19 protein-coding genes are annotated in these 19923 nt (G+C 37.7%); 14 read left to right on the forward strand and 5 right to left on the reverse strand.

Translation table 11 applies throughout. From position 1 onward, the window contains the following. Window positions 1–137: 137 nt before the first annotated feature. The 5 genes from AC23ME_RS04675 to fabG all read left to right on the forward strand — a co-directional run bounded on the left by AC23ME_RS04675 (window position 138) and on the right by fabG (window position 5063). Window positions 138–1112 carry a YpdA family putative bacillithiol disulfide reductase gene (locus tag AC23ME_RS04675; protein WP_487726582.1) on the forward strand — a complete coding sequence of 325 codons (975 nt, stop codon included), beginning with the start codon at window positions 138–140 and terminating at the stop codon, window positions 1110–1112. A 154-nt stretch (window positions 1113–1266) separates the two neighbouring features. Continuing rightward, the gene (locus tag AC23ME_RS04680; RefSeq protein WP_487726583.1) at window positions 1267–1854 is read left to right on the forward strand and encodes a hypothetical protein; all 588 of its coding nucleotides are present in this window, start codon (window positions 1267–1269) and stop codon (window positions 1852–1854) included. A 335-nt stretch (window positions 1855–2189) separates the two neighbouring features. Then, entirely contained in the window at window positions 2190–3065 is an 876-nt protein-coding gene (locus AC23ME_RS04685; protein ID WP_487726584.1) for a carbon-nitrogen hydrolase, read from the forward strand. 97 nt (window positions 3066–3162) lie between these two features. Continuing rightward, window positions 3163–4236, forward strand: coding sequence for an agmatine deiminase family protein (locus AC23ME_RS04690; RefSeq protein ID WP_487726585.1), 1074 nt, complete (start codon window positions 3163–3165; stop codon window positions 4234–4236). Window positions 4237–4319: 83 nt separating this feature from the next. Continuing rightward, window positions 4320–5063: a 3-oxoacyl-[acyl-carrier-protein] reductase gene (gene fabG / locus AC23ME_RS04695; protein WP_308849582.1), complete on the forward strand. Its 744-nt coding sequence runs from the start codon at window positions 4320–4322 to the stop codon at window positions 5061–5063. A gap of 209 nt (window positions 5064–5272) precedes the next feature. On the opposite strand, the gene AC23ME_RS04700 is transcribed toward fabG, so the two are convergent. Continuing rightward, window positions 5273–5737, reverse strand: coding sequence for a WapI family immunity protein (locus AC23ME_RS04700; protein ID WP_487726586.1), 465 nt, complete (start codon window positions 5735–5737; stop codon window positions 5273–5275). A 17-nt stretch (window positions 5738–5754) separates the two neighbouring features. After that, window positions 5755–6492: a L,D-transpeptidase family protein gene (locus tag AC23ME_RS04705; RefSeq protein WP_487726587.1), complete on the reverse strand. Its 738-nt coding sequence runs from the start codon at window positions 6490–6492 to the stop codon at window positions 5755–5757. A 134-nt stretch (window positions 6493–6626) separates the two neighbouring features. Between AC23ME_RS04705 and AC23ME_RS04710 the strand changes: the two genes are divergently transcribed. Both AC23ME_RS04710 and AC23ME_RS04715 read left to right on the forward strand, forming a co-directional pair. Further along, window positions 6627–8711 (forward strand): hypothetical protein, encoded by a 2085-nt coding sequence (locus AC23ME_RS04710; protein ID WP_487726588.1) that lies wholly within the window; start codon window positions 6627–6629, stop codon window positions 8709–8711. After that, the gene (locus AC23ME_RS04715; RefSeq protein ID WP_487726589.1) at window positions 8711–9322 is read left to right on the forward strand and encodes a trimeric intracellular cation channel family protein; all 612 of its coding nucleotides are present in this window, start codon (window positions 8711–8713) and stop codon (window positions 9320–9322) included. Before AC23ME_RS04710 ends, AC23ME_RS04715 begins: the two co-directional genes overlap by 1 nt. Window positions 9323–9438: 116 nt before the next feature. Here the strand turns inward: AC23ME_RS04715 and AC23ME_RS04720 are convergent, their stop codons facing one another. The 3 genes from AC23ME_RS04720 to eno all read right to left on the reverse strand — a co-directional run bounded on the left by AC23ME_RS04720 (window position 9439) and on the right by eno (window position 11708). Next, on the reverse strand, window positions 9439–9939 hold the full coding sequence (locus tag AC23ME_RS04720) for a hypothetical protein (RefSeq protein ID WP_487726590.1): 501 nt from the start codon (window positions 9937–9939) through the stop codon (window positions 9439–9441). A gap of 38 nt (window positions 9940–9977) precedes the next feature. Continuing rightward, on the reverse strand, window positions 9978–10277 hold the full coding sequence (locus tag AC23ME_RS04725; protein WP_487726591.1) for an FtsB family cell division protein: 300 nt from the start codon (window positions 10275–10277) through the stop codon (window positions 9978–9980). A 135-nt stretch (window positions 10278–10412) separates the two neighbouring features. Further along, window positions 10413–11708 (reverse strand): phosphopyruvate hydratase, encoded by a 1296-nt coding sequence (eno, locus tag AC23ME_RS04730; protein ID WP_487726592.1) that lies wholly within the window; start codon window positions 11706–11708, stop codon window positions 10413–10415. Between the two features lie 426 nt (window positions 11709–12134). Between eno and AC23ME_RS04735 the strand changes: the two genes are divergently transcribed. The 7 genes from AC23ME_RS04735 to AC23ME_RS04765 all read left to right on the forward strand — a co-directional run bounded on the left by AC23ME_RS04735 (window position 12135) and on the right by AC23ME_RS04765 (window position 19923). Beyond that, window positions 12135–12482: a hypothetical protein gene (locus tag AC23ME_RS04735; RefSeq protein WP_487726593.1), complete on the forward strand. Its 348-nt coding sequence runs from the start codon at window positions 12135–12137 to the stop codon at window positions 12480–12482. A gap of 44 nt (window positions 12483–12526) precedes the next feature. Beyond that, window positions 12527–13090: a YeeE/YedE family protein gene (locus AC23ME_RS04740; RefSeq protein WP_487726594.1), complete on the forward strand. Its 564-nt coding sequence runs from the start codon at window positions 12527–12529 to the stop codon at window positions 13088–13090. Window positions 13091–13093: 3 nt separating this feature from the next. After that, on the forward strand, window positions 13094–13525 hold the full coding sequence (locus AC23ME_RS04745) for a DUF6691 family protein (RefSeq protein ID WP_487726595.1): 432 nt from the start codon (window positions 13094–13096) through the stop codon (window positions 13523–13525). Then, window positions 13525–14262 carry a (S)-benzoin forming benzil reductase gene (locus AC23ME_RS04750; protein WP_487726596.1) on the forward strand — a complete coding sequence of 246 codons (738 nt, stop codon included), beginning with the start codon at window positions 13525–13527 and terminating at the stop codon, window positions 14260–14262. Before AC23ME_RS04745 ends, AC23ME_RS04750 begins: the two co-directional genes overlap by 1 nt. Window positions 14263–14328: 66 nt before the next feature. Further along, the gene (locus AC23ME_RS04755; RefSeq protein WP_487726597.1) at window positions 14329–14787 is read left to right on the forward strand and encodes a hypothetical protein; all 459 of its coding nucleotides are present in this window, start codon (window positions 14329–14331) and stop codon (window positions 14785–14787) included. A 79-nt stretch (window positions 14788–14866) separates the two neighbouring features. Continuing rightward, complete coding sequence (locus AC23ME_RS04760; protein ID WP_487726598.1) at window positions 14867–16756, forward strand: 7TM diverse intracellular signaling domain-containing protein; 1890 nt, start codon at window positions 14867–14869, stop codon at window positions 16754–16756. 263 nt (window positions 16757–17019) lie between these two features. After that, window positions 17020–19923: a SusC/RagA family TonB-linked outer membrane protein gene (locus AC23ME_RS04765; protein ID WP_487726599.1), complete on the forward strand. Its 2904-nt coding sequence runs from the start codon at window positions 17020–17022 to the stop codon at window positions 19921–19923.

Raw genomic sequence — 19923 nt, forward strand, 5'->3', positions numbered from 1 at the left:
CCAAAGGACAGAGAGGGTTATTTGAAAAACCATGCTTTTACTAATCGGCAATTTCAGTGCCGCTTTGCGCTTTATTCCCGAATAAAAATCGGGATATAACGCTTTCAATCGGGTTTAAACATTAAAGCAACCAAAGCGTGGCAACAACAGAGAAACAACATTTCGATGTCTTAATTATCGGAGCTGGTCCCATCGGTTTAGCCTGTGGTATCGAAGCGCAAAAAGCAGGCAAAAGTTACGTCATTATTGATAAAGGTACCTTGGTAAATAGCTTGTACAATTATCCCGTATTCATGACTTTCTTCTCTACTTCCGAACGTCTGGAAATTGGTGGCGTGCCTTTCGTGAGCATTAATCCAAAACCGAACCGCAATGAAGCGTTGGAGTATTACCGTCGTGTAACGGAGAAATTTCAGCTTAATGTGCGATTGTTTGAGAAAGTGCATAGCTGCCGAAAACAAGAAAGTGGTTTATTTCATGTAGAAACTTCTAAAGCAAATTACGAAGCCGAAAATGTAATTATTGCTACAGGTTTTTACGATGTTCCTAACTTGATGAACATTCCTGGAGAGGATTTGCCGAAAGTTATTCATTATTACAAAGATCCACACTATTATGCTTTTAGCAAGGTTTTGGTTGTTGGAGCTAACAATTCATCGGTAGATGTGGCACTAGAAACTTTCAGAAAAGGTGCAGAAGTAACGATGGTAATTCGTGGTAATGATATGGGACCAAATGTGAAATATTGGGTTCGTCCAGATATTGAAAATCGTATTAAGGAAGGTTCGATCAAAGCTTATTTCGAAAGTAATCTAAAAGAAATTAAAGAGCATACCGTTGTAATTACTACTCCAGAAGGCGAAGTGGAAATTGAGAACGATTTCGTTGCGGCGATGACGGGCTACCAACCTAATTTTGAGTTTTTAGAAAAGCTTGGAGTTACTTTAGATGAAAATAAAGTGCCCAATTACAATCCAGAAACCATGGAAACTAATCTTGCAGGTTTGTATTTAGCAGGTGTGGTTTGCGGTGGAATGGATACGCACAAATGGTTCATCGAAAACTCTCGTGTGCATGCAGAGCAGATTATGAAGGATATTGTAGCTAGTTAACTTGAACTGTACGTCATTGCGAGGCACGAAGCAATCTTAAAGCGATAGCCTTATGTTTTTGTTAAAACTAAAAGTTTGTAAGTTTTGGTGTAAATTGAAATAAGGATGTGTTAGTTCAGCAAGAGATGATTGGTATATTTAGTTTTAGTTAAAGATGGGGTTAAGTATTCATTATAGCGGGCAATTAAGAAATGCAAGTTTATTGCCAGATTTAGTTGAGGAAGTATTGGATGTAGCGAAAGCGCATGGTTGGAAAACTCATAGCTATGATGCAACTTTTCCGAGCAATAAATTTAGTGACAAAGCTTCCTTTGAGAAAATTTACGGAATTAATTTTACGCCGTTAGGTAGCGAAACAGTTTCTATTACATTTCTTTCTAATGGGGCATTGGTTTGTCCCTTGAAATTGGACTTTTTTGGTGATGCCGATGGAAAGGAGGAAGGAAAAGCTGCCTATACAATATCTGTGAAAACACAATACGCTGGTGTTAAGATACATCAGTTTCTTATTCTGTTTTTTAAATATTTGAAGGAGAAGTATTTTAGCGATTTTGCATTGTCTGATGAAAGTGGTTATTGGGAAACAAATGATGAAGAAGAAATGAAAACTCAATTTAGAAATTATGAAGCATTGTTAGATAATTTCGCACTTGCAATTGAAACTTTTCCAGTTCTAGAAAATGAAAATTTAATTAACTACTTTGAAAGATTGATGAATAAGGTTGGAAATTTGAAAAGGTAGTTGATTTTTAGTGTTGTTCATTTTGCTGCGCTGTATGGCAACGAAAGATAGTAGCACAATCTTTGTTCAATAAACGGGATTGCAGCGGAAATACTTTTTGGAGCGTCATTTCGAACGCAGAGAGAAATCTCAAAGTAAATTGCTTCTATGTAACAGATTTCTCTCTGCGTTCGGAATGACGGCAACAGCACACAAAAAGATTTTAGCGTAAAGCCCGGTTTTCGGGATTGCCATGTACAAGCTTTGCTTTTCTGAAAAATATCGACGTTTTTGCCTAACTTTGCGGCTCGAAAATGGTTTAAGTTAAAAGGTTAGGATTACTCAAATCTAAAAATATGAGCAAAGTAAAAGTAGGGATGGTGCAAATGACTTGCACTGCCAATAAGCAAGAAAATTTAGATAAAGCGATTGCGCAAGTGAGAGAGGCAGCTGCAAAAGGTGCTCAAATTGTATGTTTGCAAGAGCTTTTTACATCGCTATATTTCTGCGATGTAGAAGATTACGATAATTTCGATTTGGCGGAGAAAATCCCTGGTCCATCAACAGATGCTTTACAAGCCGTAGCTAAAGAATTGGGTGTGGTGATTATTGCTTCGTTGTTCGAGAAAAGAGCAGAAGGTTTATACCACAATACTACTGCAGTTTTAGATGCAGATGGTAGCTATTTAGGTAAATATCGCAAAATGCACATCCCCGATGATCCTGCTTACTACGAGAAATTTTACTTCACACCAGGCGATTTAGGTTACAAAGTTTTCAAAACTAAGTTTGCTACTATTGGCATTCTGATTTGTTGGGATCAGTGGTATCCAGAGGCGTCTCGTATAACAGCGTTAATGGGTGCTGATATCATGTTTTATCCAACTGCAATTGGTTGGGATACTACACAAGACGAAGAAACCAATCAAGACCAATACAATGCTTGGCAGACGATCCAACGTTCGCATTCGGTGGCTAATGGCTTACCGGTAATTAGCGTTAACCGTGTAGGTTTTGAGCAAGAAGGCCGTATGAAATTCTGGGGCGGAAGTTTTGCAACCAACGCTCAAGGTAAATTATTGTACTTGGCATCTCACGATAAAGAGGAAACCACTGTGGTAGATATTGACTTGAAACAAAGTGATTATATCCGTAAACACTGGCCATTCTTAAGAGATAGAAGAATTGATTCGTACCAGCCAATTACGAAGAGGTATATAGACGAGGACTAAGCCGAAAGGTAAAAGCCTAAAGCTTAAAGCGAAAAGATTAACTACTGTCGTCCTGTCTCGTATGTACGGGATAGAAGGAACTGTTTAACGAAATATAATGTCAATTAAAGTGATAAAAACTTCTGAGCAACCAGAGTTTGATAATTCTCCAAAAAAACAAGGCTATGCGTTTCCAGCAGAGTGGGCAAAGCACGAAGCAACTTGGTTAAGCTGGCCGCACAAAGAAGCTTCTTGGCCTGGTAAAATCGAAACCATTTACCAACCTTATTGCGAGTTCATCAAGCTAGTTGCTACTGGCGAGAAGGTTCGCATCAATGTGAAAGATGAGGCAATGAAAGCTTTTGCTACTGCCGAGTTGGAAAAAGTAGATGCTGATTTAAGTCAGATAGAGTTCTATTTTAACGAAACTAACGATGCTTGGTGCCGCGATCACGGACCTGCGTTTGTAGTGAAAGGCAATGAAAAAGCGGTAGTAGATTGGGGTTACAATGCTTGGGGCGATAAATATCCTCCCTACGATTTAGACGATGTAGTGCCGACGAAAATTGCGCAACATTTTAACTTACCGTTGTTTACGCCAGAAATTGTAATGGAAGGTGGTTCGGTAGAATTTAACGGCGCAGGAACGATTTTGACTAGCGAAGCTTGCTTGCTGAACGAAAATAGAAATCCGCATTTAAACAGAGAGCAGATAGAAACCTATTTGAAAGAGTTTTACGGTGCTGAGCAGATTTTATGGGTAGGAGATGGCATTGTTGGCGATGACACTGATGGACACATTGACGACATCACTCGTTTTATAAACGAAGACACTGTTTTAACGGTGGTAGAAAGTAATCCGTTAGATGAAAACTATTTACTGCTAAAAGAAAACTTGGAGCGTTTAAAAGAAATGACTTTACTAGACGGGAGAAAGTTGAACATCGTTGAGCTGCCAATGCCTTCGCCTGTTATTTACGAAGATACTCGCTTGCCAGCATCTTACGCTAATTTTTATATTGCCAATGCTGCGGTAATTGTGCCAATTTTTAACGATGTAAACGACGAAAAAGCTTTGGATATCATTCAGGGTTGCTTCCCTGATAGACCTGTAGTTGGTATCAACTCGGTAGATATCATTTGGGGATTGGGCAGTTTCCATTGTTTAAGTCAGCAGGAACCAGCGGTGTAGTTGGCAGTTTTCAGTTTACAATACAACAATTGAACAATTTGTTAACTTTACGATATTAATATTACAACCATACATATTTCTCAATGAAATTACTAGAAGGAAAAACAGCACTAATCACTGGTGCATCAAAAGGAATAGGAAGAAAAATTGCAGAAGAATTTGCAAAACAAGGCGCTAAAGTAGCATTCACTTATCTATCATCGGTAGAAAAAGGACAAGCTTTAGAGCAAGAATTACAAGCTTTCGGTACACAAGTTAAAGGTTACCGTTCTGATGCTTCGAAATTTGATGAAGCCGAGCAATTAATCAACGATATCGTTGCTGATTTCGGTGCTTTGGATATCGTAGTGAACAACGCAGGTATCACAAAAGACGGTTTATTGATGCGTATGAGCGAAGAAAACTGGGATGACGTTATCAACGTAAACCTGAAATCTATCTTTAACGTAACCAAAGCTGCTTCTAAAGTGATGATGAAAGCTCGTAAAGGCGTTTTCATTAACATGAGTTCTGTTGTTGGTGTGCAAGGAAATGCTGGTCAGGCTAATTATGCGGCTTCAAAAGCAGGCATCATCGGTTTCACCAAATCGGTAGCTAAAGAATTGGGTTCTCGTAATATCCGTGCTAACGTGGTTGCTCCAGGTTTCATTAAAACTGAAATGACTGAGGTGTTAGACCCTGCGGTAGTAGCTGGATGGGAAAAAGATATTCCATTGAAACGTGCTGGCGAAACAGAAGACATTGCCAATGTATGCGTCTTTTTGGCATCAGATATGAGCGCTTACGTAACTGGACAAACACTTTCTGTTTGCGGTGGTATGCTATAAGAGAGGGATAAGGTATTAGGTAAAAGGTGTAAGGTTTAGGTTGTAGCTTAAACTTTGCACCTTTTTTATGATTATTAAAATTTGAAAGCGAAAGCCAATAGTTCTTAGCTTCTGTAGTCCCGCTTTCCATTACAACAAATTCTTTAATCCCGAAATCGGGAAGAATTTGTTTCCATTACAATCGGGCTTATTTAATAAAAGTTTGTTGCCTAATTAAGCTGCCCAGTTTTAGGAAATCTATTAATGATTTTTTCAATTTGCCTTATTACATTCGGGATATAAGTTTGGTCAAAATCTATTTCAAATTGTAATTTGCTGCCTAAACCGGGACTGTCCATAACATAGCATTCTGCTTTTAAATGTCCAATCCCATCTCCAATAATTTTAATATTGACCTGGTCTTCTAAAGTTGAAAATGTTGCAGTACCGGTTAGTTTGCTGTAAAGCTCTTCCAGTTCATTTCTAAAGCTAGCAAAATCAGTCGTCATTAAATCCGCGTCAAATTCTCCAGAAAATGCGCCAGCTTTAACTTCAACAAATCCCTTCACCCAATTTTTATCCCAGTCTAGTTCCGCATTAGGGTGGCTAAAACCAATTAAACTTATTTTAATAGAATCTCCGTCGCCCGATATTTCAAAAAATAATGTTTCTTCATCTATCTTTTTATCAAACATAACTTCAAAATTGTAATTTACTTTATAACATACTTCCCACCAACCTGCGTCACTTTTGCCATCATCTTGTTCTTCTCAAAATAATCGAAGCCAGGCTGCAAGGCATTCCAAAAAGCAATATGCTGTGGGAATTGCTTAGCATAATTGTCAAAATTTGCCTTAGTCATCTTAAAAGGAAAAATATTCACAGGAATTTCTTTTTGCCCATTATTTCTAGCTTCTACCTCTAAAACATACACCTCCCTAATTTTATCATCCGTTAAAGGAATACAACCAATCGTTACACAATCCCCATGAATGTAGATGTCTCCACCTGTTTTTCTATTCTTTCCAGTTCTCGCTTTATCTATTGCATTAGGGTAATCTACGCCTAAAGAAAGATGGTACAAACTCATCGGATTAAATACATTGATTTTGTAAAAACCTTCAGGAGTTTGTAAATCACCCTCAACCACTTTCGGTCCCAAAGTACCAGATTTTGCGCAGGCATTGTAAGTTTTGAAAAGAGTAAATTTAGTTTGCTTAGTATTTTTTAACCAGATTTCTACTTTCCCTTCGGCTTTGTAAGCATTTATGAGCATTTCGAAGCCATTACCAAAACCAGCTTTTTCTAAATCCTTTTCTAAGGATGCCCATTTTAAGTCATAAGCCGTTCTTACACGTTCAAACTTTAGTTGTTGCTGCTTAAAGCCTTTTTGTGCACTTACTGTTAAGGTCATTGTAATAAATGAGATGAGGTAGATTAAATATTTCATTTTGGTAGTTTGTTGTATGCAATTTACAATTTTAGTTGTTTAGTTGAATTGTTGTTTGGTTTTTTAGATTGGTCAGACTTTTTACGTTTTACTTTCAATTTTTAACTTATTGTAGCATCTTTACAATTACACGTATGGCTAGTTTCTTTTCGTTTGCTACAATTCTAACTCTTTTGGGCTGCTTGGCTTTAGGCGCTGCCTATGCTTGGGTTTTGTATGCCGCAAATAAAAATCTCGACAAAAAATTAAGAAATACATTAGCTGCGGTTCGAACTTTAGCCGTTGCTATTTTAGCGTTCTTACTGTTCGCACCCCTGGTTCGTCGCATTAGTCATACACCAGAAAAACCTGTGATTATTATTGCTAATGATAATTCTATTTCGGTAAAAGCCATACAACCATCAGGATTTGATGCCAAAAAATACCAACAAGATTTAAAGCAGCTGGCAGATAAACTGAGCGAGAGATACGAAGTAAAAACTTACAGTTTCGGCGATAGTGTGAAGCAAGGTTTTTCGTTTACCGGCAACGACCAAATTAGTAACGGAACAGCATTGGTCAGTCAGTTGAATGACGAATTACTGAACAGAAATGTCGGTGCTATCATCATGGCTAGCGATGGAATTTTCAATCGTGGAGGAAACCCAATTTACGAACTCAATAAAATTAAAGCACCGGTTTACACCATTGCCATGGGCGATACAATCCCGAAACGAGATGTGCTGGTAGCCAATGTGAATTACAACAACATCGTTTATCTCGATAATGAATTCACTTTAGATGTGCAGGTGCAAGCTTTCGAAAGTAAAGGCGAAAACATCAGGCTATCTGTATTAGAAAACGGTAAGCAAGTAACCGAACAATCTCTAAATATTGGCAGTGCTAGTTTCGTAAAAGATACTCAAATCAAATTGAAAGCTACCAAAGTCGGAGTTCATCGTTATACAGTAAATGTATCGAAAGTTAAAAACGAAATCACTACCAAAAACAACAGCCAAACCATTTTTGTAGAAATAATTGACGGCAGGCAGAAAGTATTGCTAGCTGCAGCTGGGCCACATCCAGATTTAGCAACATTTAAGCAGGCTATCGAACTGAATAAGCACTACGAAGTAAGTACATCCATCGCTGAAGAATTAGAAAGCGTAGACGTCTCTAAATTTAGTTTAGTGGTTTTATATCAATTGCCGTCCTTAAATTATTCGGCGATTGCCTTAATTAACAAGTTAAAGCAGCAGAAAATAGCGACCTGGTTTGTAGTAGGTGCACAGACTAATTTGCAAGGTTTCAATCAAGCGCAAACGCAGTTAAATTTTACTAGGCCAAATGGTAGTTTGCAAGATGTATTTCCATATTATGAGAACAACTTTACTGCTTACAATTTAAATACAGATGCATTAAAGCAACTGGAAGGCTATGACCCGCTGCAAATTCCTTTTGCTAATATGATGATTAAAGGCAGCCATACTGCAGTGCTCAATCAGCGTATTGGAAAAGTGAATACGCAAAGTCCAATGTTGTTTTTTGCGGAAGACAATGGTAAAAAGTTTGGCTTCTTAATAGGAGAGGGGATTTGGAAGTGGAAACTGGAAGAAGCGAAAAATGAAAATGCTTATCCTTTGGTAGCAGAGCTGATTTCAAAAACGGTACAATATCTTTCCGTAAAAGATGATAAGCGAAAGTTCAAAGTTTATACAAGTAAAAGCACTTTCGAAGAGAACGAAAATGTGATGCTCAACGCAACTTTGTATAACGATGCTTTTGAGCCTGTTAATGCTTCCGAAGTAAAGATACAAATCAAAAACTCGGAGGGCAAAGCATACAATTATACTTTTTCAAAGGTTGGGAACGCTTATCAATTAGATGCTGGTGCTTTGCCGCAAGGCAATTATACTTACACAGCTTCTACCAATTTAGGCGATAAGAAATACACCGCCAATGGTGCGTTCTACATCAACGCCGTGATTACAGAATATCAGCAAACTACAGCAAATCATCAATTATTAAATACCATAGCGCAACAAACGCTGGGTAAAATGTATATGCCAGCTAACTTATTAAGCATATCCGATGATTTGGAAAAGAGCGGTCAGGTAAAAACGATTACCTACGAAGACAGACGGTACGAGGAAATGATTAATCTAAAATGGATTTTTGCTGCTATCTTAGTATTGCTAAGTATCGAATGGTTCTTTAGAAAACGTAATGGCGAAGCATAATGGATGTTAACACCACCGAAATTATTGAGGTACTAGGAACCATTTCCTTTGCTATTTCTGGTACTTTTGCGGCCGTGCAAAAGCGTTTAGACCCTTTCGGTGTACTAATTATTGCTTTTGTAACTTCTATTGGTGGTGGTACAGTGCGTGATTTGCTTTTAGGAGATACTCCTGTAGCTTGGATGCGAGATGTTAATTACTGTCTTTTAATTTTGGTCACATCTATTCTTACGCTATTCTTCAAGCATCAAATTAAAAAGTTTAAAGTAACCCTTTTTCTCTTCGACTCGCTAGGTCTAGGTTTGTTTACCTTGGTTGGTGTACAAAAAGGAATAGTGTTTGGTTTAGAGCCTGGTATCTGTGTTGCTTTGGGTACCATTACTGGTTGCTTCGGGGGTATTATTCGAGATACCTTGCTCAATACAATTCCGCTGATTTTTAGAAAGGAAATTTATGCTACTGCTTGCATTGCTGGTGGCATTCTGTACTTCGGATTATTAGAGATGAACCTTAAAGCCGACATTGCTAAAATTATAGTCATCACTTTTATTGTAACATTAAGAATTATCGTAGTGCGTTATAAGTTGGCACTGCCGAGGTTTGGGTATTAAGTTTAACAAGCCGTCATTGCGAGGCACGAAGCAATCCTAAAGCGCTTGTAATAACTCATAATGTTGTAAGATTGCTTCGTGCCTCGCAATGACGTAGTGAGAAACAGCTTCAGACATTATGGATAAACAAACTCTTTCAATTTTCCATTCTTCGAAGCATCATAAAGTTGCCATAACTCTTTCGTCCAAGTTTTTTTATCGCTTTGCTGGTACAAGTAGGGCAGCAATAAATTCATCGCTCCTAAGGCCTGTTCTTGCTTTTCTTTTATTGTAGGGTTTTCCAGCGAAAATTTAGTTAACGCAGCCATGTACATCAACAACAAATCAGAATCTGTATTGAAGAAACTGGTTTCCCGCTCTTCCATATAAAAAATATAATCTGGTGTGCCATTCATCCAGTCTACCAAAAATTGGCCAGCATTATTTCTAGATTTATTTTTCTTGTTAATTGGGGTTTGAAAAAGATAATCAACCACTTTTAAAATAGTCGGTTCGGCATGTTTGTAGCTTGCCTTTTTGTTTAGCTTAACATTTTTAAGATTGGGAAGTTCTTGCCCGTAAGATGTTAACGAGAATGATGCTAGAAAAAGGAAAATGACAAGAAGGGTTTTCCTCATTTGATGAATTTATATCCAACTAAAATAATAAAAAGAAACTATTTTTTTTCCTCTTCCCTTACAACAACAAAAACATCTTCGTTTGCTTTTTTCATGAAATATTTTTCGCGAGCAAACTTTTCGGCACTGTTTAAGTTGCTATCCAATTCTTTTAAATCTTTCTTTACCGAAGCAATTTCTTTGGTGTAGAAATCTTTTTCTTGTTGCAATTTCTTCACCTGAGCACTGTATTCATATTGTGCAATAATGTCGTTTTTATCGAAAAACAGCATCCATACGCCAAATGCAGCGATAGCCAGAAAATATTTATTGCGGAAAAGATCTATTAATCGCTTCATGGGTTTTGAAAATCGTCATTGCTTGGTGCCTCGAAATGACGTGTAAATATAAAAAAACATCCGAAGGTTTTAAATCTTCGGATGTTCTACAAATGTATTTATTAACTTATCAACACCGTAATGGTGTCTGATTTTTTATTTTTTCGCAAACTTGAAGTTTTTACCGATGAACTTTGCAGCTTCACCTAATTCTTCTTCAATACGCAACAACTGATTGTATTTTGCAATCCTATCTGAACGCGAAGCTGAACCAGTTTTGATTTGACCACAGTTTAATGCTACCGCTAAGTCAGCAATAGTAACATCTTCAGTTTCGCCAGAACGGTGGCTCATTACAGAAGTGTAACCGTTGGTTTGTGCTAAGCTTACCGCATCAATAGTTTCAGTTAAAGAACCAATTTGGTTTACTTTTACTAAGATTGAGTTTGCAGTATTGGTATCGATGCCTTGTTGTAAGCGCTTAACGTTAGTTACAAATAAATCATCACCTACTAATTGTACGGTTGCACCAACTTTGTCAGTTAAGCTTTTCCAGCCATCCCAGTCGTTCTCGTCCATACCATCTTCAATAGAAATGATTGGATATTTAACTGTTAAGTCTGCTAAGTACTGCGCTTGCTCTTCACTAGAACGAATTACGCCTGTAGCACCTTCAAATTTAGTATAGTCGTATTTTCCGTCTTTGTAAAACTCAGAAGCTGCGCAATCTAACGCTAAACAAATTTCTGAACCTGGCTTGTAGCCCGCTTTTTCAATCGCTTTCAATACAGTTTCAATTGCATCTTCAGTACCATCAAAAGTTGGAGCGAAACCACCTTCGTCACCCACTGCAGTAGATAAACCTCTATCGTGTAAAATTGCTTTTAAGCTATGAAAAACTTCTGTTCCCCAACGTAAAGCCTCAGAGAAAGAAGGTGCGCCAACAGGCATGATCATAAACTCTTGGAATGCGATAGGGGCATCAGAGTGAGAACCACCGTTAATGATGTTCATCATCGGGATTGGTAATGTATTTGCATTTACGCCACCCACATAGCGATATAAAGGCTGACGGCTTTCTTGTGCCGCGGCTTTAGCCACTGCCAATGAAACACCTAGTATAGCGTTAGCTCCTAGGTTACCTTTGTTTTCGGTACCATCTAGGTCTATCATCAATTTGTCAATCAGTTTTTGGTTAAAAACATCAACACCTTGCAAAGCTTGTGCAATTTTAGTATTTACGTTTTCTACTGCTTTTAAAACACCCTTGCCTAAGTATGTTTTTTTATCTCCATCGCGTAATTCAACAGCTTCATACTGACCCGTACTTGCTCCAGATGGAACAGCTGCACGGCCCATAAAACCATTTTCTGTCATTACTTCTACTTCAATAGTAGGATTGCCTCTCGAATCGAGGATTTGTCTTGCGTGGACATCGAAAATTAAACTCATTTTATACTTGTTTTGATTAAAAATCCCCTTAGTGTAAAAAATACAATTAGTAGTGGGTTTTTCAAAGTTATAATATTTTTTAAACTTACGTAATCAATCGATTAATTTTTATTGACTAGAACTAAGCTAATTAGAAATAAAAAAAGGCAGCTACTATTTTAGTAAACTGCCTATTCATAGGTAAATGAAAAGTTTTTTGGATTTAAAACGTTAATTACTAAAATTTTAGCGTTTACTACGATTATACTTCTTAATCTAATCCTTAAACAATAGTTTGAGACTATCTTCAACAAAAGTCGTTTATCACAAAAAAATATAGTCGGATAATAACCATTTATAAACGTTTATTATCGGATAAACTGGCTCCAGTTCTTTTAAAATGAAATTTATTTGTAGTTTTAGTAGGTACAAACCGATAATAAACCTATGAATCGATTTTGCTTAGACTGCCATTCCCAGATTAAAGGGCGTGCAGATAAAAAGTTTTGTGATGACCAATGTAGGAACAACTACAATAATAAACGTAAGAGTGAAGATGGTGAATCTATCAGAAGGATTAACCAAATTTTAAACCGAAACAGAAAGTTTTTACGGGAAGAAATCGATAATGGAAGGGCTAGGGTCAGCAAAGAAAGCCTCAGCAAAAAGGGTTTCGATTTCGACTACCATACGCACTATTACCTTGCGCCAACGGGCAGCGTTTATGTATTTTGTTATGAGTATGGCTATACTTTAGTTGAAAACGACGAAGTTTTATTATTAAAAAGAGAATAGCTGTTTGATGGTGATTTTCTAACTTTGATAGAAATACATCATATATGTTAGATTTTTTTAAGCAACCTTGGCCTTGGTACATTGCCGGACCATTGATTGGGCTCACTGTGCCTGCACTTTTACTTTTGGGAAATAAGTCCTTCGGTATAAGTTCATCTTTAAGGCATATCTGTGCTGCTTGTATCCCAGCCAATATCTCTTTCTTTAAATACGATTGGCGAAAGGAAGCCTGGAACTTATTTTTTGTTTTTGGAATTTTCGTCGGGGGTGTGCTAGCTTCATGGTTGTTGGCAAATCCACAACCGTTACAAGTAAATGAAAAATTGGCTGACGAGCTTGCTGGCTATGGGATAGTTGATTATTCCAATTTAGTGCCGATAGAAATTATGAATTGGTCTTCACTCTTTTCGATGAAAGGCTTCCTGATTATGATATTTGGTGGTTTTTTGGTGGGCTTCGGTACGCGGTACGCTGGCGGCTGCACCAGTGGTCATGCCATAATGGGGCTGTCTAACCTACAATGGCCATCTTTAGTTGCTACTATTTGTTTTATGGTGGGTGGATTTTTGGCCGCTAATCTATTGTTGCCACTTATTTTAGCTCTTTAAGTTATGGAACAGAGAAGTTTTAATCTTGCTAACCTTAAATATTTGTTGGTTGGCACATTGTTCGGAATCGTTTTTGTAAAAGCCGAAATTATAAGTTGGTTCCGCATTCAAGAAATGTTCAGATTGCAGTCATTTCACATGTACGGAGTTATAGGAAGCGCAGTTGTGGTAGGTATGCTTTCGGTTTGGATAATTAAAAAGTTCAAGATAAAAGCACTAAGTGGCGAACCGATCGTGATACAGCCTAAGCAGTTTAACAAAGGACAAATTTATGGCGGTTTGCTATTTGGATTTGGTTGGGCGCTCACGGGTGCTTGCCCGGGACCGTTATTTGCACAAATTGGAAACGGAGCTACGGTAATTGTTGTTACTTTATTAAGTGCCATAACTGGTACTTGGTTTTATGGTTTAATTAGAGATAAATTACCACGTTAATGGAAGAAGTATTAATTATTACAGGAGGAAGCAAGGGGATTGGTAAAGGGATTATAAACGCCTATCTAGCGAATGGTACTAGAGTTTTCTCAATATCGAGAACGGTAAACGCCGAACTGAGCAAGAATGGTGTAACGCAAATTGAGCTAGATTTAACGCGAACCGACTTGATAGAAGCAGAACTGAATAAAGTTTTGAAATTATTGGCTAAAGACAAAGTGAGTAAAATTACCCTAATTAATAATGCTGGTACGCTGGGTAAAATCGATCCTTTGGATAAAATTGATATAGATACAATAGAAAAAACTATTAGATTGAATACAACCGTACCTTTTATTTTAAGTTCGATTTTTATTAAATACTTAGAAAGCTGGACTGCTAAAAAGTCGATTATTAATATTACTTCTGGCGCAGCATTGAAGCCTTACTTTGGCTGGGCCGCCTATTGTAGCACTAAAGCGGCCATAAATATGCTTACGCAAACAATTGCTGTAGAACAAGCTGAAGTACAAAATGGTGTGAAAACATTGGCAATAGCACCTGGAGTGGTAGATACCGATATGCAGTCGGAAATTCGCCAAAGCGATAAAAACAGTTTTAAAGATATTGAGCGATTTATTGCTTTGAAAGAAGATGGTGCTTTGAATGATGCAGCAACAGTTGGGGCAAAAATATTTGAAATGGATTATGATGATAGTTTAGAAAATGGCTCTATTTTAAGGGTAGATGGTAATTAAAACTGTTACTGAAACATTTTTGAAGTTTTGATGTTCTGTTATTCAAAACTATAAGTGGTAAAAAACATGAGAATCATTTGCTTATCATTGTTGACAGTATGTTTGTTTGCCTGTCAGCAAAGAACTAGAATTACCGGAGAAAAAGAGAAAACAGATACATCAGGTACCATTCCATTAGAAGAGCAATCCTGTTACACCTACGTTAAAGACAGAGATACAGCAAAGCTTACCTTAATAACTACGGGTATCGTTTCTACTGGCGAGCTTCAGTACAAATGGTTCGAGAAAGATCGTAACATGGGTAGTATCGAAGGTGAGATGCGTGGAGATACTTTGGTGGCCAATTACACCTTTAATTCTGAAGGAAAACAATCGGTTAGACAAGTGGTGTTTCTTAGAAAAGGGAATCAATTTTTAGAAGGTTTTGGAGAAGTAGAGGAAAGGGATGGAAAAATGCAATTCAAAGATTTAAAGCGGGTTGATTTTAGCAATCCAATAGTTTTTGAAAAGGTAGCTTGTAAATAGCCATAACAGAAATGTAATTTTAACCGATATTGGAGTAGGCAAGGATACTTTGCGTATTTTTGCCATGCTTCCTAAAAATATGGTTAGAATAATCTCGTGCTTCTATCTTTTACTTCTAATTATTTGCTACATACCTTCGTCAGCGCAAAAGGTTGTTAACGTAAATGATGGTATTGATCAGCATATTTTCAACTTTTCCGAAATTGAAGTTTTAGTAGATAGTAAACGCCAGTTTACTTTCGAGCAGATAAGTAGCGCTGCTTTTGAACAGCGTTTCAAACCGAGTGTAAAGAGTACACCGCAAACTTCTAATTTCAACACCGTTTACTGGTATCGAGTAAAAATTAGGCACAACGCCGAGGCGAGCAACAAATTTCTGTTGGAGTTTTTTGATCAGACTATCGACCATTTGACGGTCTATGTCCCTCAAAGCGATGGTTCTTACCAAGTTGAGCAATTGGGCGATCGGCTAAGGTTTAAAGATCGAAAACTGATGCACAAAAACTTCGAATTTTACCTCGATAATGATGATAATGAAGTTCGTATCTACTATTTCAAAATCCAATCATCGCAAATAGCCGACGTAATTATCGTATTGCGTTCTGTAAATTGGTTCATAGCGTATGCTTTAGACGAATATTTCTACTTCGGTATATTCTACGGGATGATTTTGGTCTTCAGTTTCTACAACCTGATCATGTATATCGCCATTAGGCAAAAACAATACTTATTTTATGTACTGTATAATTTAAGTGTAGGCTTGTTTGAGATGAGCTCAGACGGTATCGCTTATCAATACCTATGGCCAAATGCACCTAACTGGAATCAGATTGCTTATGCGGTTTTTCTCTACGCAACCAGCGTTTTTGCCTTGCTTTTTACTCGAGAGCTACTTTTCGTAAAAGCTAAAGCACCAAAAATCGATAAATTGATTATCAGTGTTATTTTGGTAAGATCTGTATTTTTTATTTACTGTTTACTATTTGATCAAGAGTTATTTAGTTACAAGTTTATAGAATTCGTACCGCTTACCGTAGCATTTTTTACCGGTATTTATATTTTTAGAAAAGGTTATCAACCGGCCCGTTTCTTCGTGTTGGGATATAGCTTCCTGTTCTTCGGATTCACGCTGAAATTCCTAATCATGTTAGGCATATCTTGGTTGAATTTTGGTGTGATTACCTATTATAGTTTAAGCTTTTGTTTTGTGCTAGAAATGATCTTCCTGTCTTTTGCTATTGGCGATAAGGTTCGCATTTTAAAGAAGAAAAAAGATAAAGCACAGCGACAAATGATCCAACAGATGAGCGTAAATGCGAAGCTAAAGGATAAATTAAACCAAGAGCTGGAGGCACAGGTGCAGGAGCGCACAAAGGAGGTTTTCAATAAATCGATGATTATTGAAGCGCAAAATGACGAGCTGGTGAAAGCCAATGAACAACTTAAACAGCAGGCAGAAGAAATTTCTAGGATGAACGTGCTTTTGGAACAGGATAACCAAGAGCTGCAAACCAATGTAGAGAAAATCTCGATAGCTAGGGTAATGTCTGCCGATGTTGACTTTGAGGAGTTTAGCAAGATTTACCCCGACAAAGAAAGTTGTGACCGCTTTTTAGCAGAGCTGAAATGGAAGAACGGTTATGCCTGCAAAAAATGTAAAAATGCGCATTACTTTGCTGGACATACGCCGTATAGCAGGCGTTGTAGCAAATGCGATTACGACGAGTCGGTAACGAGCTACACTATTTTTCAAAATACCCGAATACCTATCAACAAAGCATTCTACATTGTGTTTTTGGTATATTCTACCAAAGGAAAAATATCCTCACACAAGCTTTCTGAGCTTTTAAATATTAGGCAAAGTACTTGTTGGACTTACGGCACACGCATTAAAGCCGTAATGGAAGAACGAAAATCGATCCTAAAAAAGGCAAACAAAAACGGTTGGAGCCTCCTCGTGTTAGATTAATTGCGGAAAATCCACTCTCCAGCAGAAAAAATCAAAAAAAAATGCTCACGGTGCTGAAGCGTATCGGGCTACTAAGATCAATTCTACTTATTGTAGCATTACGTACTGTAAATCAATATGAACTACAGTTTTGCGTTGCGGTGTTTTAGCGTATCAAAAACATTGTAAGTATTTGTTTATCAATTATTTATGTAATTTTTTATTTGCTTTTAAAGTTGTAATCGCTTTAACTTTACCATTGCTAAATATTAACTGTATTAAATATGAACAAAAAAATTACCTTACTTACGGTATTACTTTTTAGTTTCATGAGTTACGTCATGGGGCAGGAGGTCACCATTTCCGGTCAAGTAAAAGATCAAAAAGGTTTGCCCCTTCCAGGGGTTTCAGTGAGAGTAAAAGGTACCAACACTGGTGCATCAACAGAATCTAATGGTACTTTTAGATTAAAGGCTAATGCAGATGCTGTGCTTACTTTTTCATTCATAGGTTTTAAAACTATTGAAGAACCTATCAGCAGTAGAACAACTATTAACATTACACTTTCTGAAGAGGACAACAAGCTGAACGAAGTTGTGGTGGTGGGTTATGGAACTACAATGAAGAAGGATTTAACTACGGCTGTAGTATCCGTATCTTCTAAAGAATTAGAAAACCAACCTATTACCAACCCTTTACAAGCTATACAAGGCAGGGCAGCGGGTGTTCAGGTAACATCGCAGTCGGGTAAACCTGGCGCTGGTGTGGCGGTAAGTATTCGTGGTAACACGTCTATCACGGCGTCTAATAGTCCGCTTTATGTTATTGATGGTGTTGTTTCTCGCGATGCAAGTTTCCTTAACGCCAACGATATAGAAACGATGACCATCCTTAAAGATGCATCTGCGGCAGCAATTTATGGTTCTAGTGGTGCAAATGGTGTAGTTTTAATCACCACTAAAAAAGGTTCGGCTAATAAACTACAAATTGGTTTTAATGCGTTTACTGGCTTCTCTAATTTCTGGCGTAGCCAAGATGTGTTAAACAGAGATCAGTACATCTCTTTAATGACTGAACTTGGCTATACCACTTTTGGCGGCGACATGAACACGGATTGGCAAAAAGAAACTTTTGGTACAGGTACACAAAACCAATATCAAGCTTCTATTTCTGGTGGCGTAAAGGGCGGTCAGTACTATTTCTCAGCAGGATATCAACGCGATAAAGGGGTTGTAGCCCCTGCAGAATTGAACCGAGTTACGGCTAATTTTAACGGATCGCAAAACATCACCACATGGTTAAAATTAACTGGTAATGCAGTATTAACTTCTAGCAGATCTGTAGATGTTGGCGATAATAGCAGTGTTTCTCGTGGAGGCGTGATCTTGGGTGCATTAACAACACCACCTACCATCGGCATTTTTGCACCAAACGGACAATATACCACTATTCCAAACGCAGGTGGCTGGGATAACCCTTTGGCATTGGCCTTTGGTAACGATAATAAAACTAAAAACTTGAGATTTATAGGAGCTTTCTCTGCTCAGGCCAATATCACCAAAGATTTATATTTCAAATCAAGTATCAGTACCAACGTTAACAGAAACGATTACAGCTACTATACTGATAACTTTCTAACTACGTACGGTCGTCAAGAGCGTGGGGTAGAACGTGCAAACGAAACCAGAGATAACGTGTGGTTAAACGAAAATATCTTAAACTATACCAAAAATGTAGATAAACATGCTTTTACCGCCACAGCTGGTTATACCTTGCAGGGATCGGATTGGAAATACAATAACTCTGAAAGAAATCGTTTCTTCGATACTTCGGGTAATCCAATTGAACCATCTGTACTGTTAACTATTCCACAACGAGCACAATGGACAAAACAATCTTACCTAGCTCGTGTTACCTACGCCTTCGACAACAAGTATTTGTTTAGCTCGAACTTTAGGGCAGATGGATCATCGAGATTTGCCAAAGACAATCGTTTTGGTTATTTCCCTTCTTTCTCTGCAGGTTGGAGAATTTCGGCAGAGGATTTCATGAAAGACATCAAAACCATTGATGATTTGAAACTTCGCGGTAGCTGGGGTAAAGTAGGTAACGATGAAGGAATTGGAGATTACGCTTACATGAAATTGTACAGCATTAATGCTCAAGGGGAGTATACACTACAAAACCCAGAAAATAGAGAATTAAAATGGGAGCAAACCACGCAGACCAACATTGGTTTAGATTTAACAATGTTCAACAGCAGGTTAACATTTACTGCCGATGCATATTTAAAGAGGACTAACGATTTATTGGTTAACGTACAGTTAAGCCCATCTTCGGGTTTTGGTAGCCAAGCTTATAATGTAGGTTCAATAGAAAATAAAGGTTTAGAGTTCGTATTGTCAACCAAGAACGTAGACCGTGAAAAGTTGAAATGGACTACAGATTTAAACTTCTCTATTAATAGAAACAAGGTAGTAAGTTTAGGTAATGATACTAAATCATTAGACTTTGCAGGTATCGATCAACGTGATGCTGCAGTGCGTATCGTTCCAGGTAGACCTCTTGGTAGTTTTTATGGATATGTGTTTACGGGTGTTGATCCTGCTACCGGTGCAGCGCAATATGCCGACCTAAATAATAATGGGATTAGAGATACAGAAGATCGAACATTTATTGGTTCTGCGCAGCCTAAGTTTACCTACGGTGTAACCAACAATTTAACTTATGGTAACTGGAACTTGAATTTATTCTTTCAAGGTGTTCAGGGCAACCAATTATTTAATGCTACCAGAATTGATTTAGAAGGAATGTTCGATTCGAAAAATCAATCGGTAGTAGTGTTAGACAGATGGACGGCTCCTGGTCAAATCACTAATGTTCCGAAAGTATCGCGAGCAGGTGTAGAAAACTCTCTTACATCTAGCCGATTTGTAGAAAATGCTTCTTACCTACGTTTAAAAACAGCAACGATATCTTACAGTTTCAGCTCTGCTGCTTTGCAAAAGTTAAAAATGAATAAACTTACACTATTTGCTAGTGGCTTTAACTTGTTAACGTTTACCAAATATTCTGGTTTAGATCCAGAGGTGAATATGAATTCGGCAAATGGCCCAGCTATGGGAGTTGATTTTGGAACTTACCCTCAATCTAGAAGTTTGTTGTTCGGTGTTAATGTTGGATTTTAA

The organism is Pedobacter sp. T50_32 (assembly GCF_057652195.1).